We start from the raw sequence: 25,431 nt of genomic DNA on the forward strand, positions 1-25,431 counted from the left end.
CCGATCTACGTTCACAGGTCCATCCTCTACGACGACGCCGAACTCTGCTGAGCCCGGGTCGCCATCAACAACCGTGCCAGCCCGCTCCGGGTGCCCGCGACCGCCATCCGGTCCCCCGCCCGGAGCTCCCGCTCGACCGCCGGAACCCGCTCCGCGGCCGGAGCACGCCCTCCCGGCCGGAACTCCCGGCCTCCCGTCCGGGGCTCTCGCTCGCCCGCCGGCCCGCGGCCGTTGGCTCGGGGCTCCGGACCGGACGTCGGAGTCCAGTCCCAGGCCTCGCCCAGGTCCTGCCTTGCCAGCACCCGCAGTCCCCCGGCCTCGTCCAGCTGCCCCATCCGCTTCCCGACCGCGATCGAGCCGGGCTCGACAGTGACCTCGGTGAGCAGCAGAACGCGACGACCGGCCGGGACCGTCACCTGACTACGCCGGTTCGCCACCGCAGCTGCCACGGCGGGCGCGACCAGCATCGACACCGACCGGCTGTGTCCCAGCCCGAGCCGGCGCTCGACCCGCTGCGCCAGGTCGTGATCGAACATCCGCATCGTGATCCAGGCATCGGGGTTCAGGTCCCGCGCCATGATCGCGCATTCCAGGTTGGTGATGTCCCCGTCGGTGATCGCCAGCACCGACTGGCACCGCTGTACGCCGGCCAGCCGCAGCGTCTCCTCGTTGCTGCTGTCCCCGACCACGACCGGGATCCTCAAGCGATGCGCGGTCTGTACGCCGGGCGCCTCGTCGTCCTGGTCGACCCCCACCACCGCGACACCCCGCTCGGTGAGGATCTCCAGCACCCGCGACCCGACCGTACCGAGGCCGCACACCACCACGTGATTGCGCGGCCGCCCGCGGACACCGCCGATGAGCCGCGACAGCCGGGCACCGACCAGCGAGTCGACCACGACCGCGGTCAGCAGCGCCATCAGCACGATCCCGGTCAGCTGCACCAGGACCGCACTGACCTTCACCCACGGCTGCGCGTCGTTGAACTTGTCGTCGTCGATCCCGGCCGACGTCACCACCCCGGCCGCGAGGTACAGCGCACGCCACCACTCGATCCCGCCGAAGTAGTGGATGACGCCCGTACCGGCCACGATCAGGAACGCCATCACCGCGGCGATCTTCCGCACCCGGCTGTCGAGGATGTCGCGCAGCGCCATGAACCAGCCGGCCGGACGGACGTCACGACTCCCCCAGAGCGCTCGCACACCGGTCCCCAGGACGATGTCGCCGTCGGGATCGGAGCTCGACAACGGGAGCAGAGTCGGCGTCGCGGACGAGGTCGTGTCCGCGAGCACGGTCAGATGCGGCTCCCGGATCAGGTCGGCCTGCCCGGCCACCAGCCGTCGGCCGCCGAGATCGAGCCAGGTCAGCTCGTCGTCCTCCAGCGCGTCCGACACGAAAGCGGGTGCTGCGAGCGACGGCCCGTTGATCACGACGCAGTCGCCGAGCAGCCGGTTCATGTGCTTGCCCAGCCGCGGGTTCACCATCTGTACGACGATCCGCAGCTCCGGGTCCATGTCGCGCGCGGTCAGAGCCGTGTGCACGTTGTGGACGTCGTCGTTGTCCAGCAGCACCAGGGCGCGCGCCGTGGACGGCGCCCCGTCGTCGGCGGCGTCGACCCCGGCGCGCCGCAGCAGCGACTCGCTGATCACCCGGGCGCCCATCACGTTCGCGCCCAGCTCTTTGATCCGGTCGTAGTGACGCGAGTCCGGGTTCACGATCGCGGTCACCCGCTCGCCCGAGCTCACCAGTTCCGTTGTCACTCGCAACATCGTGCGGTCCGACCCGCAGACCACCACGCGACGCCCGTCGGCCGGCCCGATCGCGCTGGTTGCCGCGGCAGTCAGATCGGGCTGCGGCTGCTCCTCAGAATCGGGCGGGCTCTCGGTACTCGCCCCACTGTTCCCGAAGAACGTGACAGATTTCCCCCATCGTGGCCTCCGCACGCACTGCCTCCAGCATGGGCTCGATCAGGTTGCCAGTGCCGCTGGCCGCCTCCACCAGAGCCGTTAGCGTACGCCGTACCAGGTCCTCGTCACGGTTCGCCTTGCGTTCCGCGAGCACCCGGCACTGCTCGACCTCGACCTCGTGCGAGACCCGGAGGATCTCCAGGTCGCCGGAGACGGTGTCGGTCAGCGTGTTGACGCCGACGATCTTCTTCTCGCCCTTCTCGAGCTTCTGCTGGTACTCGAACGCCGCGTCGGCGATCTCGGCCATGAACCAGCCGTCCTCGATCCCGCGCAGGATGCCGCCGGTCATGGTCTCGTCCGGGCTCATCTCCTTGATCCGGGCAAAGATCTGCTCGGCCTCGGCCTCGATGGCATCGGTGAGCGCCTCGACGTACCAGGAACCGCCGAGCGGGTCGGCGACGTTCGTGACCCCGACCTCCTCCATCAGCACCGACTGCGTCCGCAGCGCGATCTCCGCGGACTCCGCGGTCGGCAGCGCGAGCGTCTCGTCGAGCGCGTTGGTGTGCAGCGAGTTGGTCCCGCCGAGCACCGCGGCCAGCGCCTCGACGGCCGTCCGGACGACGTTGTTGACCGGCTGCTGCGCGGTCAGGGACACGCCCGCGGTCTGGGTGTGGAAACGCAGCGACTGAGCCTTCTCGGTCTTCGCGCCGTACACGTCGCGGAGCCAGCGGGCCCAGATCCGGCGGGCCGCACGGAACTTCGCGATCTCCTCGAAGAAGTCCAGGTGGCTGTCGAAGAAGAACGACAGGCCCGGCGCGAACACGTCGACGTCGAGCCCGCGCGACAGCCCGAGCTCGACGTACCCGAACCCGTCGGCGAGCGTGTACGCAAGCTCCTGCGCGGCCGTCGACCCGGCCTCACGGATGTGGTACCCGGAGACGCTGAGCGGCTTGTACGCCGGGATCGTGGTCGCGCAGTACTCCATCAGGTCGCCGATCAGGCGCAGATGCGGCTCCGGTGGGAACAGCCACTCCTTCTGCGCGATGTACTCCTTGAAGATGTCGGTCTGCAGCGTCCCGTTGAGCTTGGTGATGTCCGCGCCCTGCCGCTCGGCGGAGACGAGGTACATGCAGAACGCCGGCACGGCGGGGCCGGAGATCGTCATCGACGTGGTGACGTCCTGCAGCGGGATGTCCTTGAACAGCCGGTCCATGTCCGTGGCCGAGTCGATCGCGACGCCGCAGTGGCCGACCTCGCCGAGCGACTTCGGCTCGTCTGAGTCGCGGCCCATCAGCGTCGGCATGTCGAACGCGACCGAGAGGCCGCCGCCACCGCCGTTGAGGATCATCCGGTACCGCTCGTTGGTCTGCTCGGCGTTGCCGAAGCCGGCGAACTGACGGATCGTCCAGGTCCGGCCGCGGTACCCCGTCGGGTACAGCCCGCGGGTGAACGGGAACTCCCCCGGCCAGCCGATCCGCTCCATCCGCGGATCCTCGACCCCCTCGGGCGGCCCGTAGACAGGCTCGACCTCGGTGCCGGAGAGCGTGGTGAAATCCGCCTCCCGCTTGCGCGCCGCGTCGTACCGCTGCTGCCACCGGCTCCGGCCGGCCGCAATCGAATCGGCATCCATCAGTCAGACCTCCTCGGGAACTGGTCCTAAAATACTAGGACGTCCAACTATTTCCAACCGCTGGATCGCTGCAGGTTAAGCAATTGCGGTCAGAAGTCGCCGGCGTTGTGGCGCAGCGGCTCGAGGACGGTCCAGAGCATCTTCAGCTGCTCGTCGGTGAGCCCGGAGACGGCGAAGTCGGCGGCGACCAGATCGGCGGTGGCGCGCTCGACCAGGTCACGACCCGCGGGGGTGATCTCGCACAGGATCGCCCGTCCGTCGTCGGGGTGCGGCGTCCGGGTCACCAGCCCGGCCGCCTCGAGCCGGCGGACGATCGAGGTCACCGAGGTCGGATGCACCTGCAGCCGCTCGCCCATCTTTCCCAGCGGCAGCGAACCGCGGCGCGAGAACGTGAGCAGCACCAGCGCCTCGAACCGCGCGAAGGTCAGCCCGTGCTTGCGGAGGATGTCGTCCAGCTCGTTGATCACGATCTGCTGCGCGCGCATCAGCGACGTGACGGCACGCATCTGCTCGACCGCGCCCCACCGCCGCCCCCACTGCCGCGACGCCTCGTCGATCGGATCGAACGGCAACGCCCTCTTCCTCGCCATGGGCCGAAGATTAGCCCGACACTAGGCAGACCATGTCGAAACTCAGAGATTCGGACTTCCCCGCCCTCGGGACCGAGAACCCCGCCGAACAACTGATCAGCATCAGATTCCGCTGGTACGCCACCCAAGCGCGGCGCGCCCGCATCTGGTACCGGGCGTTGGGCACCGTCCAGCTCGTCGCTGCCCTGGTGATCGCCATCTCGGTCGCGATCAACGCCCCCACCTGGCTGGCCCCCTCACTGGGTGGTGTCATCGCCTTGGCCGAGGGAATCCGGACCTTGTTCGGCTTCAAGGACTCCTATCCCACCTACACCCGGACCGCCCAGGAGCTACGCAACGAGGCCTGGCTCTACGCCCAGCGAGCCGGTCGGTACGCGGATGCTGAGGAGCCGGTCAAGTTGCTGGCCCAACGGGTGGTCGAGATCAGCCATTCCGAGACCGAGAACTGGGAGGCCGCTCTGAAGGCGCGGAGCGTATAAACTGTCCACGGGGTCTGGGAAGGTGCGGGCATGAGATTTCTGGAACATGTCCGCGCCGAGAGTGCGCGGCTGGGTGAGGTCGCGCGGATGGGGCTCGACGCGCCCGTGCCCAGCTGTCCGGGGTGGACGGTCGACGACGTGGTCCGCCATGTCGCGCAGGTCTACGTCCACAAGGTCGAGGTGCTGAAGCTCGGTGCCCGCCCCGATCCGTGGCCGCCGGACTTCTCCGCACGCGAGACCCTCGAGTGGTACGACGAGGCGAGCGCGGCGCTCATCAGCGCGCTGGAAGCGGCCGGGACCGGGACGGAGACGTGGACGTTCAACCCGCGCGACACGACCTCCACCTTCTGGTACCGGCGGATGGCGCACGAGAGCGTCATCCACCGGATCGACGTCGAGCAGGCCCACGATGTCGTCACGCCGATCGACGCCGACCTCGCGCTCGACGGCATCGACGAGGTGCTGTACCCGACCATCGCCGGACCGTGGTGGGAGGAGGGCGACACGGAGTACCCGATCGACGCCACGCTCCGCATCACCGCGGCCGGCCGCTCCTGGACGATCACAGCCGACGCGACGAGCGTCGACGTACAGCAGGGTGCGGAGGGCGAGGCGGCGGCGGAGATCTTCGGCGATCCGGCGCCGATCTATCTGTGGCTGTGGGGCCGCGTCGGCGAGGACGCGATCCAGACCGTCGGCGACCCGAATGTCGTCCGGGCGTTCCGCGGCAGGATCTCGGAAGCCACGCAGTAGCGATGTCCTCCGCGGGTCTGCCTGTTCGTTCCTTTCACAAGAGACCAGAGTGGTCTCAGCGAGAAGGAGGACTCCGATGGCGCAGTACCTTGCACTGACCTACACCGCTGACGTGGACTGGTGGGCGCCCGAGCAGGCCGAGGAGCTGGCCGAGTACCGGAAATTCGGCGTCGAGTACGCCGAGAAGCTGAAGGCGAGCGCCGTGCTGCATCCGACCGCGACGGCGACCGTCGTCCGGGTCGAGGGCGCGCGCGGCGGGCCGGTCATCACCACCGACGGCCCGTACGCCGAGACCAAGGAAGCGCTGACCGGCTACTACCTGATCGAGGCCGACGACCTCGAGGAGGCGGTCAAGATCGCGGCCGAGATCCCGGCGGCCTGGGGCGGCGCGGTCGAGGTACGCCCGGTGATCGTTGCTCAATGAGTCAGCGGTACGACGTTGTTGCCGACACGATCCGGATCGAGGGGACGCGGATCCTCGCCACCCTGATCCGGACGGTCGGCGACGTACAGCTCGCCGAGGACGCCGTACAGGAGGCCGCGCTGGCGGCTCTGGGCGCGTGGCCGGTCACCGGCGTACCGCCTGAGCCGCGCGCCTGGCTGACCGTGACCGCCCGGCGTAAGGCGATCGACATCATCCGGCGCGAACGCGCCCGCGCCGGCAAGGAACGGGCAGGCGCCGAGCTGCAGGATCTCACTCGCCACGACTTCGGCGCCCTGGATCCGGATGGCGCGCTCGACCCCGACGAGATCGTGCAGGACGATCTCCTGCGGCTCATCTTCACCTGCTGCCATCCGTCGCTGTCACCGCCGACCCGGGTCGCGCTCGCCCTGCGCACGCTCTGCGGGCTGTCTCCCGCGCAGATCGCCGACGTACTGCTCACCAGCGAGGTCGCGACGACCAAGCGGCTGGTCCGCGCCCGCCAGAAGATCGCCGCCGCTCGTATCCCCTACCGAGTCCCGCCGGAGGCCGAGCTCCCCGATCGGCTGCCGGCAGTCTGTGCGGTCATCCACAGCCTCTACACCGCGGGCCATGCTCCGTCTGAGGGCGAGGCGGCGTACGACGTCGATGTCTGCGCGGAGGCGATCCGCCTGGCCGAGCTTCTGCACACGCTGCTGCCCGACCAGCCCACGCCGACCGCGGTCCTCGCGCTCCTGCTCCTGACCGAAGCTCGCCGACCGGCTCGTGTCGATGACGTCGGCGACGTGGTGACCCTCGACCTCCAGGACCGCTCGCGCTGGGACCAGAGCCTGATCACCCGCGGTGTCACGCTCCTCAACGAGTCGCTGGAGCGCTCCGATCGGCAGGCCGACGCATACCAGCTTCAGGCCGCGATTGCCGCGGAGCACGCCCGCGTCCCGAGCTACACGGCAACCGACTGGCGCGAGATCGTCCGCTTGTACGACCTACTCGTCGAGGTCTCCCCCAGCCCGGCGTCCGAACTCGCGCGCGTCGTCGCCATCGCCGAAACCGGCGAGGTCGACGCCGCCCTCAATCTCCTCGACGGCATCCCGCCCAGCTCACGCCGGCACGCGATCCGCGGCGAACTCCTCGCACGCCAGAACCGGTACGACGAAGCCGTCAAAGAGCTGGACGAAGCACTCGCAACCGCCCCGGCGAACCACCCCGAGCGCACCCACCGGACACGCCGCCGTGACCACTTCCAACGGCTTGCGGAGGACTAATCGTCGTCGGTCCAGTTGCCGCGTTCGCTGTTGAAGATCGACTTGGTCGCAGGGCGGGACGACGAGGGGCGGGCCTGCGGCGCGGTGGTCGTGCTCACCGGAGCGGCGGTGGTGGTGACCTCCTGCGCGGAGTCCATCCCGATCGGGCCGGTGCCGTCGTCGTCGGAGTCCTCGTCACCCTGCAGTACGTCGACACTCGCCGACGCGCGCAGTCCGGTGCGCTGGATGACGCGCTGGATGGTCAGGTCGCGGTCGTCGGGCCGGCTGACCCACTTGATCTCACGGAAGCCCTGGTCCTGCGCGGCCGACTCGAACACGAAGTGGCCGTAGCCCAGCATCCGGCCGATGATCGGCTTCTTCAGCGTGATGTCGAGGACCCGGGCGATCGGGGTGGTCGCGACGGTCTGGGAGAAGACGCCGCGGATCCGCATCACCCGCATGTTGGTGACCACGAAACGGTCCCGATGGTGGGTGAGGAACTGCCAGAAGGCATGAGCCAGCAACACGAACACGATCGCCAGCAGCACCGGCTGCACACCGATCTCGGTGGTGGCCATCGTCAGCAGCAGGGCAGCCGCCAGCGCAACCTCGAGCATCGGCACTGAGTACACCACCCAGTGCTGCCGGACCTCGTCGATGACGACCTCGCCCTCGTCCGAGATCAGATGGCGCCGGACCTTCGGGTCGAAGATCCGGAATACGCCTATTCCGGCCATCCACTCACTCCCCTGGCGCGCTGTTGTGTGACCCCGTACAGCCAAGTGTCCCGCACGATCGCTCGCAACGGGACACTCGAACGGCAGATCAGCTGAACAGCGCGGTCAGGAAGGTGATGACGCTCCCGAACGCGTCGCCGACGGCCGAGAACGCACCTCCCACCGCGTTGGCGGCGTTCGCCGGCTGAGTGAACAGATAGAAGCCGGCAAAGGCGATGAGCGACCAGATCAACAGCTTCTTCGGCATGTCGCCACTCCTTGTTCCTAACCACTCGGTCGACTGTGTTGGAATTTGTATCACGGACCGTCACCAATTGTCACTGACTGAACACAGCCCACCGCACATGCTCACCAGCTACAAGTTCTATTCTGTAACGGATTCGGGGGCAAGGTCGCTACCGGCGCGCCGCCCTGAGACGGCGATCGGTCCGTGCAGCGGAAATCCTGCGGCATGTGCCCGAATTCGGCACAACATCCGATGAACGGAAAGCAAAGACACATTGTGACACTGCGTGGTCGAGTGTTCCAGCTGTCTCGATAGCGAGACCGACGTCACAAAGCCGCAATCAACTCGTCCGCTGCAGAATACGGGTCGGTGCCGCCGTCCGCGACCTTGGCCGCCAGTACGTCGAGCCGCGCGTCGCCGTGCAGGTGCGCGAACCGGGCCCGCAGCGCCGTCGTCGCGATCGCCTCGATCTCGTCCCGGGCTCTTGATTGCCGGCGCTCGGTAAGTACGCCGTTCCCGCGCATCCAGACCAGCCGGTCCTCGATCGCCTGCACCACCTCGGCGACGCCCTCATTGCGGGAGGCAACCGTCTTCAGGATCGGCGGCGTCCACGCGCCCTCGGACCGCTCGGCCAGCGCCAGCATCGACCGCAGGTCCCGGGTGACCGACTGGACGCCGTCGCGGTCCGCCTTGTTCACCACGTAGATGTCGCCGACCTCGAGGATCCCGGCCTTGGCCGCCTGGATGCCGTCGCCCATCCCGGGCGCCAGCAGGACCAGCGTCGTGTCCGCCATCCCGGCGATCTCGACCTCGGACTGCCCGACCCCGACCGTCTCCACCAGCACCACGTCGAACCCGGCCGCGTCCAGTACCCGCAGCGCCTGCGGCGTCGACCACGACAGCCCGCCGAGATGCCCGCGCGAAGCCATCGACCGGATGAACACGCCACGGTCGGTCGCGTGATCCTGCATCCGCACCCGGTCCCCCAGCAGCGCACCACCGGAGAACGGCGACGACGGGTCCACCGCGAGTACGCCGACGCGCTTGCCGGTCTCGCGGTACGCCGAAACCAGCGCCGACGTCGAGGTGGACTTGCCGACGCCTGGCGAGCCGGTGATGCCGACGATGTGCGCGTGCCCGGCATGCGGCGCCAGCGCGGCCATCACCTCGCGCAGCAGCGGGGACTCGTCCTCGACCAGCGAGATCAGCCGAGCGACCGCCCGCGAATCCCCTTCGCGGGCGTGCTCGACCAGCTCGCCGACCGGCGGCGTACGTCGTGGCATCAGGGTCTGTACTAGCTCTGGGCCGGCTTCTGCGGCACCCGGACGATCAGCGCGTCGCCCTGACCGCCGCCGCCGCACAGTGCGGCCGCGCCGACGCCACCGCCGCGGCGGTTCAGCTCGAGCGCCAGGTGCAGGACGAGGCGTGCGCCGGACATCCCGATCGGGTGGCCGAGCGCGATCGCGCCGCCGTTCACGTTGACCTTGTCGTCGCCGACGTTCAGCTCGCGCGCGGAGGCGATGCCGACCGCGGCGAACGCCTCGTTGATCTCGATCAGGTCGAGGTCGGCGGGCTCGATACCTTCCTTCTTGCAGGCCTTGGCGATCGCGTTGGCCGGCTGGCTCTGCAGCGTCGAGTCCGGCCCGGCGACCGAGCCGTGCGCGCCGATCTCGGCGATCCAGCTCAGCCCGAGCTCCTCGGCCTTCGCCTTGCTCATCACGACGACAGCGCAGCCGCCGTCGGAGATCTGCGATGCCGAGCCGGCCGTGATCGTGCCGTCCTTGCCGAACGCGGGCCGGAGCTTGCCCAGCACCTCGACCGACGTGTCTCCGCGGACGCCTTCGTCGGCGTCGACCACCAGCGGGTCACCCTTGCGCTGCGGGACCTCGACCGGCACGACCTCGTCCGCGAACACGCCGTTCTTCCAGGCCTCCGCGGCCCGTTGGTGGGAACGAGCGCTGAACTCGTCCTGCTCCTCGCGGCTCAGCTTCTCGTCCGCGTTGTTCTTCTGGTCGGTCAGCGCGCCCATGGCCTGATCGGTGAACGCGTCCCACAACCCGTCGTACGCCATCGAGTCCACCAGCGGCACGTCGCCGTACTTGAAACCCTCGCGGGACTTCGGCAGCAGGTGCGGCGCGTTCGTCATCGACTCCATGCCGCCGGCGACGACGATCTCGTACTCGCCGGCGCGGATCAGCTGGTCGGCGAGCGCGATCGCGTTCAGCCCGGACAGGCAGACCTTGTTGATCGTGATGGCCGGAACGTCCATCGGGATGCCGCCCTTGACCGCGGCCTGGCGGGCGGTGATCTGACCGCCGCCGGCCTGCAGTACCTGGCCCATGATCACGTACTCGACCTGGTCCGGCGCGACGCCGGCCTTGTCCAGCGCGCCCTTGATCGCGAAGCCGCCGAGTTCGGCGCCGGTGAAGCCTTTGAGACCGCCCAGCAGCCGCCCGATCGGGGTCCGCGCGCCGGCGACGATAACGGTGGTGTTCCGCGTGTCAGACATATCGTCACGATACCTGCGGCGGCACTGGTACGCCGCTGCCCGGACGCGTCAGACGGGTCACACGGCGCCGATGTGGTCGTGTCGCCTGGGCCACTTTCGATGGCCCGCTGCAGGGGGTTTGCGCCACGCTGGCGGGATGGATCAGCTGTTCGACGCGATCGACCATGTCGGCATCGCGGTCGCCGACTTCGACGAGGCCGTGCGGTACTACGCGGACGTGTTCGGCATGACCGTCGCGCACGAGGAGATCAACGAGGAGCAGGGCGTCCGCGAGGCGATGCTCTCGGTCGGCGACTCGGGATCGTCGATCCAGTTGCTGGCCCCGTTGTCGGACGCATCGCCGATCGCGAAGTTCCTCGACCAGCGCGGTCCCGGCATCCAGCAACTCGCTTACCGCGTCAGCGACCTCGACGCGGTCTCCGAAGTACTCCGCGAACGCGGCGCCCGTCTCCTGTACGACGAACCACGCCGCGGCACGGCCGGATCGCGAGTGAACTTTATTCACCCCAAGTCGGCCGGCGGCGTGCTGGTCGAACTCGTTGAGCCACCGATCTAGAACAGGGCGTGACGGCGCGCGCTGAGAGCCTGCTCGGATGGTCCGGGCGGACTACTCTGTTCAGGTGCTGAGGGACAGCGCCACCGACTCCTTGCACGGTGCGCCGACCGGGTTCAAGCACGACGCCTTCGTCCACGGAACGGACGAGGAGTTCGTGCTGCGCGCGGCTGCGTTCATACGCGAGGGGCTGGCGGCGGGGGAAAAGGTCGTAGCCGTCCTACCACCGGAACGGACTGCGGTACTGCGTGACGCCCTGGACTCGCAGTACTCCGAGGTGACCGTCGTCGACGCGACTGTTGCCGGGGGCAACCCTGCGCGGCTGATCCCGTTCTGGCGCGCCATCCTCGCGCAGGAGCCCGGCCGACCGGTCCGGGGTCTCGGCGAGGCCGCGTACCCGGGCCGGAGCGCCGCGGCCTACGACGAGGTCCTGCTGCACGAGGCGCTGAGCGATATCGCTTTCGCGGCGGACCGTTCGTTCCGGCTCTGCTGTGCGTACGAGGCGTCGGCCGGCATCGATCCGACCGCGACTCATTCCGGCCATTCCGGCCATTCCGGCACAGAAGCCCTTGCGGACAAGACGTTCCGGACGCCGTTGAGCGACGTACCGGATCGTGCCGAGAGATGGGAGTTCGGCCCGGACGAGCTCGGCCAGGTGCGGCAATGGGTCGGCGGGCAGGCCTCGTCGCACGGGGTGTCGCGGGACCGGCTCGAGGACCTGGCGTTGGCCTTGCACGAGATCTGCACGAACAGCATCCGGTTCGGCGGCGGTCGCGGCGCGCTCGCGGTCTGGATCGCGGACGGGTCCCTGATCTGCAACGTGACCGACCGCGGCCGGATCGACGACCTGCTCGTCGGGCGGGTGCTGCCGCCGCTCGACGGACTCGGCGGGCGGGGCGTCTGGCTGGCGAACCAGCTCTGCGACCTGGTCCAGTTGCGATCCGGTGACGACTTCACGCAGGTCAGGTTGTACACCCGGTTGCGGTAATCGGCGGGTAAGACCACTGACAACGGTGGACTGATGAAGTGACGGTCGTCTCAACCGTCGCTCGCTGTGTTACAGCGCACAGCCAGGCGTGCATACTCAGCGGTAAGTTCCGCTCACTGCGTTGACCTTGGCCGCCGTTGCAGGAGGTACTTCCGTGAAGCAGATCCTCGAAGCAATCTTGTCCGGTGACACCGCTGCCGTCGGCGAGCTCGACGTACCGGAGCACTACCGCGGCATCACCGTGCACGCCGACGAGGCGGGGATGTTCGAGGGTCTGGACAGCAAGGAGAAGGATCCGCGGAAGAGCCTGCACCTGGACGACGTACCGACGCCGGAGCTCGGGCCGGGCGAGGCGCTGGTCGCGGTGATGGCGAGCGCGATCAACTACAACACCGTGTGGACCTCGATCTTCGAGCCGGTGTCGACGTTCTCCTTCTTGAAGCGGTACGGGAAGCTGTCGCCGCTGACCGCCCGCCACGACCTGCCGTACCACGTGGTCGGCTCCGACCTGGCCGGCGTCGTACTGCGGACCGGGCCCGGCGTAAACGCGTGGAAGCCGGGCGACGAGGTGGTCGCGCACTGCCTTTCGGTCGAGCTGGAATCGCCGGACGGGCACAACGACACGATGCTCGACTCCGAGCAGCGGATCTGGGGATTCGAGACGAACTTCGGCGGTCTCGCCGAGCTCGCGCTGGTGAAGTCGAACCAGCTGATGCCGAAGCCGGCCCACCTCACGTGGGAGGAGGCTGCGTCACCGGGCTTGGTGAACAGCACGGCGTACCGGCAGCTGGTGTCGGCGAACGGCGCCAACATGAAGCAGGGCGACGTCGTACTGATCTGGGGCGCGTCCGGCGGACTGGGTTCGTACGCGACGCAGTTCGCGCTGAACGGCGGCGCGATCCCGGTCTGCGTGGTGTCGTCGCCGGAGAAGGCGGAGATCTGCCGGGCGATGGGGGCGTCGCTGATCATCGACCGGTCCGCCGAGGGGTACAAATTCTGGAAGGACGAGCACACCCAGGACCAGAAGGAATGGAAGCGGTTCGGGTCGCGGATCCGCGAGCTGACCGGCGGGGACGACCCGGACATCGTGTTCGAGCACCCGGGCCGGGAGACGTTCGGAGCCTCGGTGTACGTCGCGCGGCGCGGCGGGACGATCGTGACGTGCGCGTCGACGTCCGGATTCATGCACGAGTACGACAACCGGTACCTGTGGATGAACTTGAAGCGAATCATCGGCTCGCACTTCGCCAATTACCGCGAGGCCTGGGAGGCCAACCGGCTGATCGCCCGCGGGATGGTGCATCCGACGGTCAGCAAGGTCTACGCGCTGGAGGAGACCGCGCAGGCGGCGTACGACGTCCACCGCAACCTGCACCAGGGCAAGGTCGGCGTCCTCACCCTCGCCCCCACCGAGGGCCTCGGCGTCAGCGATCCCGACCTGCGCTCGGAGCATTTGGACGCGATTAATCGCTTCCGTAACAGGTAGGGCGGGTCTCCCGACCCCACGCCGTCGCGAGCAGGTGCTCGGTGCGGTGCATCGGCGCGCGGGGGCGAAGGTCTCGATGCGGAGCATCGTGGCCTTCGGTCCCGTGCGGCGAGGTGCCGTGCCGAGTGCCGCGCAGTAGGCGTGGGGTCGGGAGACTCGCCCTAGGTTGTCCACAGCACTCGATTGGCTGGTTTCGGGTGGGTTCTGACAGGCTTATGGTGGGGGATTCACGCTGAGCCGCCAGAAGGGAATCTCGGGAGATGCCTGACGAGTCGAGCCTGCCGTTCTTCGACCGCACGGCGACCGCGGCCGGGGGCTTCCCGGTCAGCCGTCGTGGGTACGACAAACAGGCGGTGGACGACTATGTCCGCGCGCTGGAGATGCAACTCGTCCAGGCGCGGAACCGCGCCGACGAGCTCCAGCACAGTGTCGCGCCGATGCAGCACCAGCTCGAGGAGACGCGGCGCCAGCTCGAAGCCAGCGCCAACCCGTCGTACGCCGGACTCGGCGACCGGGCCGCGCAGATCCTCCGGCTCGCGCAGGATCAGGCGTCCGAGGCGCTCGAGGAGGCCAAGCGCGAGGCCGAGGAGCTGCGGGCGAACGCCGCCAAGGAGGCCTCGGCGGCGCGGGCGACCGGTGACCGCGAGGCTGAAGACATCCGCACTGTTGCGCTCAACGAGGCCGACAGCATGCGGCGTACCGCTGAGGGCGACGCGGCGGAGGTCCGGCGTACTGCCGAGACCGAGGCCGCCGAGGTCCTGCAGGCGGCACGGCGAAAGTCCGAGCAGCTGCAGCTGACGGCCGAGTCGCAGTCGAGCACGCTGAAGAACGGCGCGCTGCACGAGGCGGAGAAGATCCGGACCGCGATCCAGCGTGAGTCGGCGGCGCTGCGGGCGCGGCTGGCGGACGAGCGCGAGCAGCAGGCCAAGGAGCTCGCCGACAAGCACCAGCAGATCGCGGCCGACACCGACAGCCTCACCACCCAGATGAAGGAGGCCGCCGAGGCGTCCGAGCGTCGGGTGGCCGAGGCGACCGAGCAGGCCCGCAAGGTCCGCTCCGAGGCCGAGGAGTCGGCCGAGCGGACGCTGTCCCGCGCCCGTCGGGAGGCCGAGCAGCTGCTCACCACCGCACGGACCCGCGCCGAGGCCGAGCTGGCGAACGCGGCCGACGAGGCGGAGCGGTCCCGGACCGTCGTCGCCCGCGAGACCGAGCGGCTGGCGAAGCGCCGCGACGGCATCCTCACCCAGATCGCCGGGCTCAACGAGATCGCCAGCAACATCGCGCGCCAGGCGGCAGAGCTCGACTCCGAGACCGCGGCACCGGCGTACGTCAACCCTTTCGCCCGGCCGAACACCGGCCCCACCACTGGTGGAGCCGGCACGACCGCTAGCGCCGGCGCGGACGACCTGCTGACAGGCAGCCCTTTCAGCTCCGCAGCAGGCTCAGGGATCGGCAGCCCGTTCGCCGCAGACCCGTCGGACAGCTCGTACGACGCCGGCAACACGCCCGCCTCCGGTACGCCGGCCTCGTTGTCCAGCAGCACCTTCGACGCGGACGCGCCGGACTCGTCCGGCAGCGCGTCGAGCACGGGTGCTCAGGAATCGACCGGGAGCCCGTCCGCGGCCGGCGCGTCGACGTCGGCGGACGATGCGGCTGACGGGACGGCAGACGCAGCGGCGTACGCCGCTGCGGACGCCTGGCTCGACGCAGAGGCGGCGCGGGAGGGGTCGGCTGGATCGACGAGCGACGACAACCCGTTCCCGGGTGCGACGCCGGCGGCTTCGCAGTACGCACCGTCGAGCACGTCCGGTGCGCTCACGGGCGACTCGGCGTACGACGACGGGGACGGACCGTTCACCGGAGCCAGCCCGTTCGTCGGGATCGGCGCCGGCGACGCGCGCGTCGACGAGACCCGCATCGACACCGCACTCCGCGTCGACCCGAAGGACGCGTCCGACCTCGCCGACAAGACGAGCAAGACCGCCGGCGGTCCGGCCGACTCTCCGCTGACTTCGGTCAACGGCTCCGCTGAGGCTGCCGACTCCGAGGATGCTGCGGCTTCCGACGAGGAGGACGAGCCGAAGGATTCGACGAAGGTTGACGAGTTCCGGCTCGATGACCTCGACGACGAGGACACTCGTGGCCAGCGGCCGGCCGCCTCGGTGAAGTCTTCCGCGGGCAAGTCGTCCGCCGACGACGACAAGACCGATGCGGCCACCTCGAGCGCGCGATCCCCGAAGGACAAGATGTGACGCCAGCCGGCGACGACACCTCCACAGCGACCGACCCGGACCTCGCCGAAGCCACTCGCGAAGCGAAGACTGCCGCCGCCCAGGCCGAAGCCGCCGCCGACAAGGCGGACGACTCGGCCGACGAGGCGGAAGCTGCTGCTGGACAAGCCGCCGGCTCGGCGCACGCCGCCGATGCATCCGCCGAGCAGGCAGATTCGTCCGCCGACAAGGCTGACGCATCTGCCGATAAGGCTGACTCGTCTGCCGATAAGGCTGACTCGTCTGCCGATAAGGCGGAGGAGTCGGCTGAGGAAGCTGACGATGCTGCAGACAAGGCAGCGGCATCCGCCAAGGATGCGGAAGACGCCGACGAGGACATCGCCGACGAACTGCTGATCGAGGAGCGGCACCCGTCCGTCGGGATGGGTGTCCCCGGTCCGCCGTTGCGGCGCGGCAACCCGTTCACGTTCGGGTTCTTCGCGGCCCTCGGCGTACTCGTCGCCTGGGGTCTGTGGAACGCGGCCGGCCAGGCCCGTTCGGTGCTGATCCTGCTGCTGGTCTCGATGTTCATCGCCGTCGGCCTGAACCCGCTGGTCGAGTGGTTCATGCGCCGCGGCCTGAAGCGCGGCCTGTCCGTCGGTGTGGTGTTCCTGCTGATGATCCTCGCGGTCGTCGGCGTCGGATTCGCGATCGTCCCGGTCGTCACGGATCAGATCGACAGCCTGATCAAGAACGCGCCTGGGTACCTCAACCTCCTGCAGAAGTCGAAGACGCTCGACGAGCTGAACGACAAGTACCACTTCATCCAGAAGGCCCAGGACTACATCGCCGATCCGGCGCTCGCCCAGCGCGCGTTCGGTGGCATCCTCGGCGTCGGCAAGGTCGTCGCGAACGCACTGTTCAACACGTTCACGATCCTGGTCCTCACGTTGTACTTCCTCGCGTCGCTGCCATCGGTCAAGCGGGCGGCGTACAGCCTGGTCCCCCGCACGCGCCGTACCCGCGTCGCGATCCTCGGCGACGAGGTCCTCGGCCGCGTCGGCGGTTACGTCAGCGGCCAGTTCCTGGTCGCACTGTGCGCCGGCGTCTGCATGTTCATCTTCCTGGAGATCATCGGCCTGCGTGACTACGCCGTGGCGCTGGCGATCGTGGTGATGTTCTGCGACTTCATCCCGATGGTCGGCGGCCTGATCGGCGTCGTCGTCGTCGCCCTGATCGGCTTCACCGGCGGCCTGTGGACCGGCCTAGGCTGCCTGATCTACGGCATCATCTACCAGCAGATCGAGAACTACGTCGTAGCCCCCCGCATCATGCGCCGCGCCGTAGACATCCCCGGCGCCGTAACAGTAATCGCCGCCCTCCTAGGCGGCGCCCTCCTAGGCGTAGTAGGCGCCCTCCTAGCCATCCCCTCCGCCGCCGCTATCCTCCTAATAATCCGAGAAGTCTGGGTCCGCAAAGCCGACGCTTCCTAGTACGGCGAACCACCCGCCGCGCAGCACCGCACGAGCACCCCCGCGGTGCTACGCCCGCCTCCTTCGTCGCCGCGCTACGCCCCGCCCCCACCCACCCCCGGCTCATCGCCGGTGCATCCTTCCCGGCTACCGCCGGGACTCTCCGGCTACCGCCGGACCGCGCGCGCTACCACGCGTTCGACCGCCAGGTGGTCACGCGGGCTGCGGATACGCGAACTGGATGTGGTGGTCCGCCCTCGCGCCGGCTACGCGCGACTCCTTCGTCGCCGTGCTACACCGACGCCCCACCCACCCTCCGGCTACCGCCGGCGCCTCCTTCCCGGCTACCGCCGGACCTTCCGGCTACCGCCGGACCGTGCGCGCTGCCGCGCGTTCGACTACAGCGTGGTCACGGGTGCCGCGGATAGCTGAGCTACAACTGGTGGGCACACCCTCGCCTCCGACGCATGTGGGCGCGTGCCGTGGATACCCTGACTGCGGCTCGGGCGCTGTCGCCTCTAGACCTTCTGTTTTTGCGAGGCTGAGCGGCTGGTGGCGGAGTGCTTGGACGAGCGGGAGTTCGCATTAGCGCCCTTCCGCGCTGGATGCTCGTTCGCCTCCTGTGCGGACCCTTCGGTGCGCGACTCCTCCGGCTGCCGCTTCTTCTTCGGCGCGGTTACCTCGACGATTCTGACTGCTCGGCCGTCGGTGAGGTGGATGACGAGGTCGTGGGCGAACTCTTGTTGGGCCTTTCGCATCACCTTCGTTGAGTCGCCCTCGGCTGCCTGCGCCAACTGCGAGACGCGTTGGTGGGAGATGCCGAGCACGTTGCTGACGTCCCTCACCGGAACGCTTGCGTCGGTTAACGCGGACGCGACTTCACGGGTGAGTTCACCGACTAGCGCTTCGAGGTCCTTCGCGCGACGACGGAGGCCGTCGACGAGGATCTTCGCTTGCAGTAGGTCCTGTCCTTCGGCGGCGATCCCGGAGACGTCGACCGCGACCCGGGAGAGCGGCACGTCGGTCGTCACAGCGATGTACTCGCGGGCCATCTGCTCGACCTCGTCCAGCCTGCGGGCCTGTGTCAGCCCGTCAAGCTCAGGAATCGCCACCATCCACCACCGGCCGTCCCGCTCAACCGTCACGTCGTAGGTCTTCACTGGCCTGTCCCCTCACATTCAGCGAGTGCCTTGTCGGCCTTCCGCACAACGCCCGGCGAGATCACCCGATGGCCGTCCGGCAGCACGAACGTGTGCTGACCACAGGAGCACTCGTACAAGCTGTGTGACCCTTCCGTCCTGACCTGCCGCCAACCGGCGTCCTTGAACGCCTTCACGACCTTCCGTGTCGGCTGCTCACTGACCATGGATTTTAGTCTAGGAAGCTAGACAGTTTCAAGGCAAATCGCATAGACAGAACTCAGTTGGTGACGTCGAGGATGAAGTGTTGGGCGGGGGTTAGGCGGTTGTAGGTGTTTACGCGGATGTAGGACTGCTGGTCCAGTTGTTGGGGTAGGTGGCGGAGGGCGAAGTAGGAGTGGAGGGCTCGGCGGGGGGATTGGGTTTGGTTTTGAGTGCCGCCGTGCCAGAGGTGGCTGTTGAAGATGACGACGGTGCCGGCTTTGCCGGTTAGCTGGATCTGGTCGGGGTGGGGGTCGCCTGGGTTGGGCATCTCGTCGCCGGGCATGGTGCCGCGGCGGTGGGAGCCGGGGACTACGCGGGTGGCGCCGTTCTCGGGGGTGAAGTCGTCGAGGAGCCAGATCGAGTTGCAGACCTCGTACTCGCCGGGCTCGACGGGGTGCCCGGAGTCCGCATGGAGAGCTTGGTGGCCTTCGCCGGGTAGAGCGGCCCGACTGTTCAGGGACGACAGTTTGAACTCGCCGAGCACGTGCTGCATCGCGGCCAGCACGCGTGGATGGCTGAAGCAGACCTCGAACTTCGCGTCCTTGTTGACCAGGTCCGCGAGCCGGTCTGTGCCCTTCTCCTGATGTACTTCGAGGCCGGCCCGATCGCCTTCAGCAGCGGTCAACTCCGCCAGCCGTTTGTTGAGCGCCGACACTTCCTCAAGCGTCAGGACCCCCTCCAGCGGGAGGTACCCGTCCCGGTCGAGCTGGTCCTTCTCGGCCTGGGTGAGTACGTCGTCCGTCACGCCGAGATCCCGCAAAGCGGTCGCCATATCCATCAGGGTCTCCTTCCCAAGATGCACGAATCGATGCCAGCATCAATCCGGCGTACCCGGGAAACAATGCAGAAGGCGACAGGGCTTATGCACAAATCGCTACGACTGCTCGGCGCCGGCGTACACACGGCCGCGCCCGGCAAGGACTACCCGCTGCACGCGCATACCTCATGGGAGCTCGTGTACTACGTTCGCGGCCGCATCACATGCCCCGTCGGCGAGGAGACGTACGCCGCGACGCCCGGCACCGTCCTGCTGACTCCACCAAGCACCTGGCACGCCGAACAGAGCCGCACCGGGTACGCCAACCGATTCCTCCAGGTCGACGCCGCGGCCGCCCACCCGTGGCCCCGCCTCTGCTACGACGACGCCGATCACACCCTCGGCCGAGTCTTCGACGCCCTCGTACGCGAGAACAACGAAGAGCTCCGCGCGCTCCTCCTGTCCGAGCTGGACCTCCGCCTACGCCGCTCAGCCACTGCCCCGCCAACCACCCCAGCCGAACAACTAGTCATCGAGGCAGAACGCATCTTCGAGGAGCGCTTCGCCAGCGGTCTCCGGATCGCCACCGTCGCCGCCGACCTGGGCATCTCCCCGTCCGGCCTCCGCGCCGCGTTCACCCGGCTTCGCCGCACCAGTCCTCAAGCCGCACTCCAAGCGGTACGCCTACGCCACGCCCTTGCACACATCCGCAACTCGACGCTCCCGCTGCAAGCGATCGCCGACCTGACCGGCTACCACTCCGTCAGCCACCTGACCCGCCACATCAAGGCGGCGACCGGCTCGCCGCCGGGTGCGCTACGCAGTACCGAGTTCGTCCTTGAGCAGTGAGCCGATCCACGCATCGACGCGTTGCCCGCGATGCACCAGCCGCTTGCGCAACTGTCCCTCCATCACAAAGCCGGCCTTCTCCGCAACGCGACGCGACGCATCGTTGCCGATCTCCGCGCGCCACTCGATGAGCTCCAAGCCCTGCGTCTCGAAGGCCCACCGGCAGACCGCTCGTACGGCCGCCGGCGCAACGCCCCGGCCACGCGCGGCCGCGGCAGTCCAGTAGCCGACCTCCGCAGTACCGTCCCCACGCAGGCCGAGCCCGACACGCGCGAGCCGCTCGCCGGCCTCCTCGACCACGAACTCGGCCCGCTGGTCATTCCCGATGGCAAGGTGCTCCACGAAGTACTGCGCATGCTCCATCAGGTACGGCGAGGGCACGCCGACGTACTGCTGCAGCACGGGGTCCTGCGACACCTCGTACACCCACGAGACGTCCCCAATCGTGAACGGCCGCAGCAGCAGTCGGCCTGCGCTGATCACGAGAAGCTGATCACGAGAAGGCGGCGCGGACGGTCGTGAGCTCGATGCCGCGTTCCTCGATCGCTTTGCGGATCTCGGGATCGGTGACGAGCTCCTGGTCGGACAGCCGGTACTCCTCGGCCCAGCGATACGTGTAGGACCCGGGCTTGTGCAGCGCGCCGAGCTCGGGCTCCGCCGCCGCGCAGTGCGTGACCAGCAGATGCACTCCCGGCGTCAGCTTGTCGAGGTACTCGAGCAGCCACGCCCTCTTCACGTCCGCGTCCCGATCGCTCAACGTCTCGATCGACGCGAACCGCTGCGACTCCACCTCGCCGTAGATGAACGGCTTCCCCGCCGCACTCGACACCTCGTCGTACGCCGCGGGCGTCGCCGACTGACCCATGTGTACGTCGAGGTACTCGATCGGCAGCCCTTCCGCCGCGAACTTCGCGACCTGCGCCGTCAGCTCACGCACCGCGTCCTCATGCGTGACCGACGCCTGCGCCTCGGCCACCGACCGCAGGAACGTCCCGTCCTCCCCCACCAACGACGCCCCATCCGTCAACGGCCGCCACCGCAGGAAGTCCCACTCACACGTCAACGTCTGATGCACCCCCAGCGGAATCCCGAACTCCCGCGCCAACCCCGCCGCCTCGGTAAACCAAGGACAAGCCGCCATCGTCGAAACCTGCGTCAAGATCCCGTCCCGGAACCCCTCCACAGTCCCCACGTTGACCGCATGACACATCCCAAAGTCATCCCCCTGCACAACCAACCGAACCTCAGCCACGCCCACTCCACTCATAGCCCAACAGACCCGACCACGACCGTACGTCCTACCAGCCTTCAAGCGCACCGAAAGGCGCGCCGATCTACGCGCCGGCGAGTTTGGTGATTTCGGGGGTGTGGTTGGTGTGGAAGGCGCAGGCTCGGGGGTAGGAGGCTAGGCAGCCTCGGGTGGTCATGAGGGCGGTGTAGTAGTCGATGTAGCGGAAGCCGTAGGTTTCGCCGCGGGCGAAGGCCTGGTGGCGGATGGCGGAGACCCAGCGGTAGAAGGCCTCGTCGGGGATGGGGACGTAGAGGGACGGCGTGAAGCCCTCCATGTCCTCCCAGTTCTCGGCGTGGAGGAAGCTGCGTACGCCGTGCCGCGGGAGCTCGGCCAGCTTGGCGACCAGCTCCGGGTACGGCGTGACGAAATCGTCCGTCGGGTCGATCGGCAGGCCGGCCAGGAAGCGAGCGCGCTCGGCCAGGACGGCGGCGTTCTCGTGGTCGCTGTGGATGGAGTGTTTCCAGTGGGCGATGATCGTGTCGGGCTGCTTCTCGCGGATGATCCGGGCCAGCTCCAGCGCCACGTCGTCGCCGGCAGTCAGGAACCCGTCGCTCTGGTCGAACACCACGAAGTCCGCGCCGATCGCCTCCGCGAACGCCGTACCCTCGGCGATCTTCTGCTTCTTGTACGCCGTGGGCGTCATCCGCGGGTGACCGCGTTCGCCCGGCGTCAGCGCGACGATCGTGGCCGACGCGCCCTCCAGGATCAGCTTGGCCAGCGTCGGCCCGGCGGTCAGGTCCATGTCGCCGATGTGCGCCCCGATGGCGAGCACATTTCTGTTCACAAGGGTCTCCCTCATTTCAGGCCACTGAGTACGACGCCGCGCACGTAGTACTTCTGGAACAGCAGGAACACGACCAGCACCGGCAGCGTGCTGATCACCAGCCCGGCCATCACGATCGGCATCGTGCGGTCCGGGTCGAGGAAGCTCTGCAGCAGCTGGATGCCGACCGGCAGGGTCTGCAGCGAGGGATCCGAGGACGAGATCAGCAGCGTCCAGATGTACTCGTTCCAGGTCCCGATGAACGTGATCAGTCCGAGCGTGATCGCCACCGGCTTCGTCTGCGGCAGCACGATCAGCCGCCAGGTCTGCCACTGGTTCGCGCCGTCGATCTTGGCTGCCTCGAGCATCTCGTCCGGCAGCGACACCATGAACTGCCGCATCAGGAAGATGCCGAACCCGCTGACCGCGAACGGCAGGATCAGCGCGATCAGACTCGTCGTCAGTCCGCCGTCGCCGCCGCGGCCGAGGATGTCGTTGCCACCGGCAAGCGGCCAGTTCAGCATGATCAGGAACGTCGGGATCAGCAGCAGGAACGGCGGCAGCATCATCGTCGCGAGGATGAACCGGAAGATCACCGCCCGGCCGCGGAACCGCAGCTTCGCCAGCGCATAACCGGCCATCGACGACGTCACCAGCACCGAGATCGTCACCGACACCGTCACGATCACGCTGTTCCGGAACAGCCGGCCAAGCTCCAGCTGCGAGAAGGCGTCGCGATAGTTGTCGAAGTTGAACGACTGAGGCAGCAGCTTGTACGGAATGACGCCGTACTCCCCCGGCCCCTTGAACGAGCTCATCACCATGTCGAGGAACGGCATCACCATCGCCACTCCGCCGAGGATCACCACCAGGTACGCGAACCACGGAAACTTGCCGCGCCGCTTCACGAGGTCTCCTCTCCGCGCCGCCGAGCGATCCACAACTGCAGCAACGTGATCGCCAAAATGATCACGAACAGCACCATCGCCATCGCACTGGCCGTCCCCCACGCGCCGAACTTGAACGCCCGCTGGTACATCTCGAACGCCGCCACGTTGGTCGCGTTCACCGGCCCGCCGTCACCCGTCATCACGATGATCAACGCGAACGACTGCAACCCGCCGATGAACTGCGTGATCAGCACGAACAGCAACGCCGGCCGCAGCAACGGCAGCGTGATCGACCAGAACATGTGCCACGAGTTCGCCCCGTCCACCTCGGCGGCCTCGTAGTACATCTCCGGGATCGCCTTCAGGCCGGCGGTCAGGATCAGCACGGCACCGCCGATCGAGGCCCACGCATGGACGACGGTCACCGACGGCAACGCGTACGACGAATCGGACAGGAAGCCGACGCTGTTCACACCGAGCTTGTTCAGTACTGCGTTGATCAGGCCGGCCGGCTGGTACATCATCTTCCACACGTTGCCGATCGCAACGACCGTGGCAACGACCGGGAGGAAGTACAGCACCCGCCAGAACCCCTGGAACGACAACCGGTCGATGCAGTAGGCAACCAGAACCGAGCCGAACGTTGCCAGGAACACCGATCCGAACGCGAACAGCAACGTGTTGACGAGGATCGGCTTGACGAAGGTCCCGTCGAAGCTCAGCACGTCGCCGAAGTTCGAGAAGCCCGCCCACTTCAGCGTGCTGAGGTCGAACCCGCCCCAGTCCGAGAACGCCAGCACGATCGCGAAGATGAACGGCAGGATCAGGAACACGCAGAAGAAGAGCAGCGCCGGCGAGAGGAACAGGTACGCCGCCAGCCCCTCGCGGTGCAGCTTCCCGACCCGCCGGGCCGGTGCCGCGACGGCACCGACCCTGCTGACCGCGGTCGTCATTGCGGCTTGACGGCCTTCGCCGCCTGCGCCAGCGCATCGTCCGGATTCTTGCCATCGGCAAGCACCGTCATGATCGCGTTGTGCAGCGCGGTCTTCGCCTCGTACGCACCCGGCTGGTTCGGCTCCGCCATCGCGTACGTCGCCGCGTCGTAGATCGGCGCCAGGTTCGGGTCGGACAACGACTTCTTGTACTCCGCCTGGTCCGCCGTCCGCGGTGGGATCAGGCCCTGGTCGGCGAGCCACTTACCGGTCTCGGTGACATCGCCGGCCGTGCCATTGCTCGGGGAAGCCTTGTGCTCGTTCATCCAGGTCAGGAACTTCCACGCCTCGTCGGCGTGCTTGCTGCGCTGGTTCACGCCCATGAAGAACCCGTACGCCAGCGAACCCTTGCTCCCCGGAGTCGGTCCGGGGATCGCTGTCACGCCGACGTCCGAGGCGTACTTGTCCTTCATCTGGGTCTTGAGGCTGCCGATCCACCAGCCGGCCTGGATGGCCATCGCGACACCGCCGCTGCGGAACTGCTTGGTCGGCGAGATCGAGGCGTTCGACGCCTTCGCGGCCGCCAGGTCGCCCTCGAACTTCAGCGCCGCCTTGCCCTGGTCGTTGTCGAACTGCGGTGTGCCGTCCGCGCCGAGGAACTTGCCGCCGGCCGAGTCGAGCAGCGACAGGAACGGGTGCACCGACTTGTTGTCGCCGTCCTGGATCAGACTCAGGCCCTCGACCTGGATGTTGCCCTTGGCATCCCGCTTCACGGTCTTCTTCGCGTCGTCGGCGAGCTCGGCCCAGGTCGTCGGCGGCTTGGTGATGCCGGCCGCGGCGAGGATCTTCTTGTTGTAGAAGAGCACGTAGGTGTTCAGCTCGGTCGGATAGCCGAGCAGCGTGTCGCCGGTGGTCACGGCGCCGAGCGCGGCCGGGCTGTATTCCGCCTTGATCTTGGTCGCGATGTCGTCCGGCACCTTCGCCACGACGTTCGCCTTCATCAGCTGACCGCCCCACAAGCCGTAGGCGCTGACGATGTCCGCGCCGCGGCCGCCGGTCTGCCGGACCGTCATCGTGGTGAGCAGATCGTCGAACTTGACCACCTGCGCCTTGACCTGGATCTTCGGGTTGTCCTTGTTCCACTGGGCGATCATCTTATCGAGCCCGTCCTTCGACGGGCCGTCGCTGTAGTGGCTGAGCAGCGTCAGCTCGACCTTGCCGCCGCCACCGCCCGAGTCGCCGCTGCCGCCACAGGCGGCGGCCGAGGCCAGCAGCCCGGCAACGACCGCGAGTCGCAGTCCCTTCGAACTGAGCCTACTGAAAATGGGCATGTGTGTT

Annotated in this window: 26 protein-coding genes; 10 read left to right on the plus strand and 16 right to left on the minus strand. The window is 68.1% G+C overall.

The genetic code is table 11. The features are described 5' to 3' along the window. Positions 1–26 precede the first annotated feature (26 nt). From ACQPYH_RS31585 to ACQPYH_RS31595, 3 genes are all read right to left on the minus strand, one after another. Positions 27–1,772 carry an NAD-binding protein gene (locus ACQPYH_RS31585; protein WP_432878746.1) on the minus strand — a complete coding sequence of 582 codons (1,746 nt, stop codon included), beginning with the start codon at positions 1,770–1,772 and terminating at the stop codon, positions 27–29. A gap of 94 nt (positions 1,773–1,866) precedes the next feature. Next, a complete protein-coding gene (locus ACQPYH_RS31590; protein ID WP_432878748.1) occupies positions 1,867–3,540 on the minus strand; it encodes an acyl-CoA mutase large subunit family protein in 1,674 nt (557 codons plus the stop codon). 89 nt (positions 3,541–3,629) lie between these two features. Continuing rightward, complete coding sequence (locus tag ACQPYH_RS31595; RefSeq protein ID WP_130448833.1) at positions 3,630–4,130, minus strand: MarR family winged helix-turn-helix transcriptional regulator; 501 nt, start codon at positions 4,128–4,130, stop codon at positions 3,630–3,632. A 32-nt stretch (positions 4,131–4,162) separates the two neighbouring features. Between ACQPYH_RS31595 and ACQPYH_RS31600 the strand changes: the two genes are divergently transcribed. The 4 genes from ACQPYH_RS31600 to ACQPYH_RS31615 all read left to right on the plus strand — a co-directional run bounded on the left by ACQPYH_RS31600 (position 4,163) and on the right by ACQPYH_RS31615 (position 7,048). Then, positions 4,163–4,609, plus strand: a complete 447-nt coding sequence (locus tag ACQPYH_RS31600; RefSeq protein WP_432878751.1) for a DUF4231 domain-containing protein — start codon at positions 4,163–4,165, stop codon at positions 4,607–4,609. Positions 4,610–4,639: 30 nt separating this feature from the next. Further along, positions 4,640–5,362, plus strand: a complete 723-nt coding sequence (locus tag ACQPYH_RS31605) for a maleylpyruvate isomerase family mycothiol-dependent enzyme (RefSeq protein WP_432878754.1) — start codon at positions 4,640–4,642, stop codon at positions 5,360–5,362. 76 nt (positions 5,363–5,438) lie between these two features. Further along, complete coding sequence (locus ACQPYH_RS31610) at positions 5,439–5,786, plus strand: YciI family protein (RefSeq protein WP_432878756.1); 348 nt, start codon at positions 5,439–5,441, stop codon at positions 5,784–5,786. Further along, positions 5,783–7,048 carry an RNA polymerase sigma factor gene (locus tag ACQPYH_RS31615; RefSeq protein ID WP_432878758.1) on the plus strand — a complete coding sequence of 422 codons (1,266 nt, stop codon included), beginning with the start codon at positions 5,783–5,785 and terminating at the stop codon, positions 7,046–7,048. Before ACQPYH_RS31610 ends, ACQPYH_RS31615 begins: the two co-directional genes overlap by 4 nt. On the opposite strand, the gene ACQPYH_RS31620 is transcribed toward ACQPYH_RS31615, so the two are convergent. From ACQPYH_RS31620 to ACQPYH_RS31635, 4 genes are all read right to left on the minus strand, one after another. Beyond that, positions 7,045–7,764 carry a PH domain-containing protein gene (locus ACQPYH_RS31620; RefSeq protein WP_432878760.1) on the minus strand — a complete coding sequence of 240 codons (720 nt, stop codon included), beginning with the start codon at positions 7,762–7,764 and terminating at the stop codon, positions 7,045–7,047. The genes ACQPYH_RS31615 and ACQPYH_RS31620 overlap by 4 nt on opposite strands. A gap of 88 nt (positions 7,765–7,852) precedes the next feature. Then, entirely contained in the window at positions 7,853–8,011 is a 159-nt protein-coding gene (locus ACQPYH_RS31625; protein WP_166678426.1) for a hypothetical protein, read from the minus strand. A gap of 305 nt (positions 8,012–8,316) precedes the next feature. Next, positions 8,317–9,273 (minus strand): methylmalonyl Co-A mutase-associated GTPase MeaB, encoded by a 957-nt coding sequence (gene meaB / locus ACQPYH_RS31630; RefSeq protein ID WP_432878762.1) that lies wholly within the window; start codon positions 9,271–9,273, stop codon positions 8,317–8,319. 11 nt (positions 9,274–9,284) lie between these two features. Next, positions 9,285–10,499, minus strand: a complete 1,215-nt coding sequence (locus tag ACQPYH_RS31635) for an acetyl-CoA C-acetyltransferase (protein ID WP_432878765.1) — start codon at positions 10,497–10,499, stop codon at positions 9,285–9,287. Between the two features lie 136 nt (positions 10,500–10,635). Here ACQPYH_RS31635 and mce point away from each other — a divergent pair, with 136 nt between their 5' ends. From mce to ACQPYH_RS31660, 5 genes are all read left to right on the plus strand, one after another. Continuing rightward, on the plus strand, positions 10,636–11,055 hold the full coding sequence (gene mce / locus ACQPYH_RS31640) for a methylmalonyl-CoA epimerase (protein ID WP_432878767.1): 420 nt from the start codon (positions 10,636–10,638) through the stop codon (positions 11,053–11,055). Positions 11,056–11,119: 64 nt separating this feature from the next. Then, complete coding sequence (locus ACQPYH_RS31645; protein ID WP_432878770.1) at positions 11,120–12,040, plus strand: anti-sigma factor RsbA family regulatory protein; 921 nt, start codon at positions 11,120–11,122, stop codon at positions 12,038–12,040. A 154-nt stretch (positions 12,041–12,194) separates the two neighbouring features. Further along, complete coding sequence (gene ccrA, locus ACQPYH_RS31650) at positions 12,195–13,526, plus strand: crotonyl-CoA carboxylase/reductase (RefSeq protein WP_432878772.1); 1,332 nt, start codon at positions 12,195–12,197, stop codon at positions 13,524–13,526. Positions 13,527–13,786: 260 nt separating this feature from the next. After that, complete coding sequence (locus tag ACQPYH_RS31655; protein WP_432878773.1) at positions 13,787–15,778, plus strand: transposase; 1,992 nt, start codon at positions 13,787–13,789, stop codon at positions 15,776–15,778. Beyond that, positions 15,775–17,229 (plus strand): AI-2E family transporter, encoded by a 1,455-nt coding sequence (locus ACQPYH_RS31660; protein ID WP_432878776.1) that lies wholly within the window; start codon positions 15,775–15,777, stop codon positions 17,227–17,229. The genes ACQPYH_RS31655 and ACQPYH_RS31660 overlap by 4 nt, the downstream gene beginning before the upstream one ends. Before the next feature lie 497 nt (positions 17,230–17,726). Here ACQPYH_RS31660 and ACQPYH_RS31665 read toward each other — a convergent pair whose 3' ends face one another. From ACQPYH_RS31665 to ACQPYH_RS31675, 3 genes are read right to left on the minus strand one after another with little or no spacing between them, the layout of a single operon-like run. Then, positions 17,727–18,368, minus strand: coding sequence for a hypothetical protein (locus tag ACQPYH_RS31665; RefSeq protein ID WP_432878779.1), 642 nt, complete (start codon positions 18,366–18,368; stop codon positions 17,727–17,729). Next, positions 18,365–18,574 carry a type II toxin-antitoxin system HicA family toxin gene (locus ACQPYH_RS31670; protein ID WP_432878781.1) on the minus strand — a complete coding sequence of 70 codons (210 nt, stop codon included), beginning with the start codon at positions 18,572–18,574 and terminating at the stop codon, positions 18,365–18,367. The genes ACQPYH_RS31665 and ACQPYH_RS31670 overlap by 4 nt, the downstream gene beginning before the upstream one ends. Before the next feature lie 53 nt (positions 18,575–18,627). Next, a complete protein-coding gene (locus ACQPYH_RS31675) occupies positions 18,628–19,389 on the minus strand; it encodes a phytanoyl-CoA dioxygenase family protein (RefSeq protein ID WP_432878783.1) in 762 nt (253 codons plus the stop codon). A gap of 63 nt (positions 19,390–19,452) precedes the next feature. Here ACQPYH_RS31675 and ACQPYH_RS31680 point away from each other — a divergent pair, with 63 nt between their 5' ends. Beyond that, positions 19,453–20,217 (plus strand): AraC family transcriptional regulator, encoded by a 765-nt coding sequence (locus tag ACQPYH_RS31680; RefSeq protein ID WP_432878786.1) that lies wholly within the window; start codon positions 19,453–19,455, stop codon positions 20,215–20,217. On the opposite strand, the gene ACQPYH_RS31685 is transcribed toward ACQPYH_RS31680, so the two are convergent. The 6 genes from ACQPYH_RS31685 to ACQPYH_RS31710 all read right to left on the minus strand — a co-directional run bounded on the left by ACQPYH_RS31685 (position 20,185) and on the right by ACQPYH_RS31710 (position 25,424). Next, a complete protein-coding gene (locus ACQPYH_RS31685; RefSeq protein ID WP_432878789.1) occupies positions 20,185–20,700 on the minus strand; it encodes a GNAT family N-acetyltransferase in 516 nt (171 codons plus the stop codon). The two genes, ACQPYH_RS31680 and ACQPYH_RS31685, sit on opposite strands and share 33 nt — an antisense overlap. Positions 20,701–20,710: 10 nt before the next feature. Continuing rightward, positions 20,711–21,484 carry a carbohydrate deacetylase gene (locus tag ACQPYH_RS31690; RefSeq protein WP_432878792.1) on the minus strand — a complete coding sequence of 258 codons (774 nt, stop codon included), beginning with the start codon at positions 21,482–21,484 and terminating at the stop codon, positions 20,711–20,713. 67 nt (positions 21,485–21,551) lie between these two features. Then, on the minus strand, positions 21,552–22,292 hold the full coding sequence (locus ACQPYH_RS31695) for a PIG-L deacetylase family protein (protein WP_432878794.1): 741 nt from the start codon (positions 22,290–22,292) through the stop codon (positions 21,552–21,554). An 11-nt stretch (positions 22,293–22,303) separates the two neighbouring features. Continuing rightward, entirely contained in the window at positions 22,304–23,179 is an 876-nt protein-coding gene (locus ACQPYH_RS31700; RefSeq protein ID WP_432878796.1) for a carbohydrate ABC transporter permease, read from the minus strand. Then, positions 23,176–24,114, minus strand: coding sequence for a carbohydrate ABC transporter permease (locus tag ACQPYH_RS31705; protein ID WP_432878799.1), 939 nt, complete (start codon positions 24,112–24,114; stop codon positions 23,176–23,178). Before ACQPYH_RS31705 ends, ACQPYH_RS31700 begins: the two co-directional genes overlap by 4 nt. Then, complete coding sequence (locus ACQPYH_RS31710; RefSeq protein WP_432878801.1) at positions 24,111–25,424, minus strand: extracellular solute-binding protein; 1,314 nt, start codon at positions 25,422–25,424, stop codon at positions 24,111–24,113. The genes ACQPYH_RS31705 and ACQPYH_RS31710 overlap by 4 nt, the downstream gene beginning before the upstream one ends. Positions 25,425–25,431 lie beyond the last annotated feature (7 nt).

The organism is Kribbella sp. CA-245084, assembly GCF_050942355.1.
In the GTDB taxonomy this organism is placed as follows: Bacteria; Actinomycetota; Actinomycetes; order Propionibacteriales; family Kribbellaceae; genus Kribbella.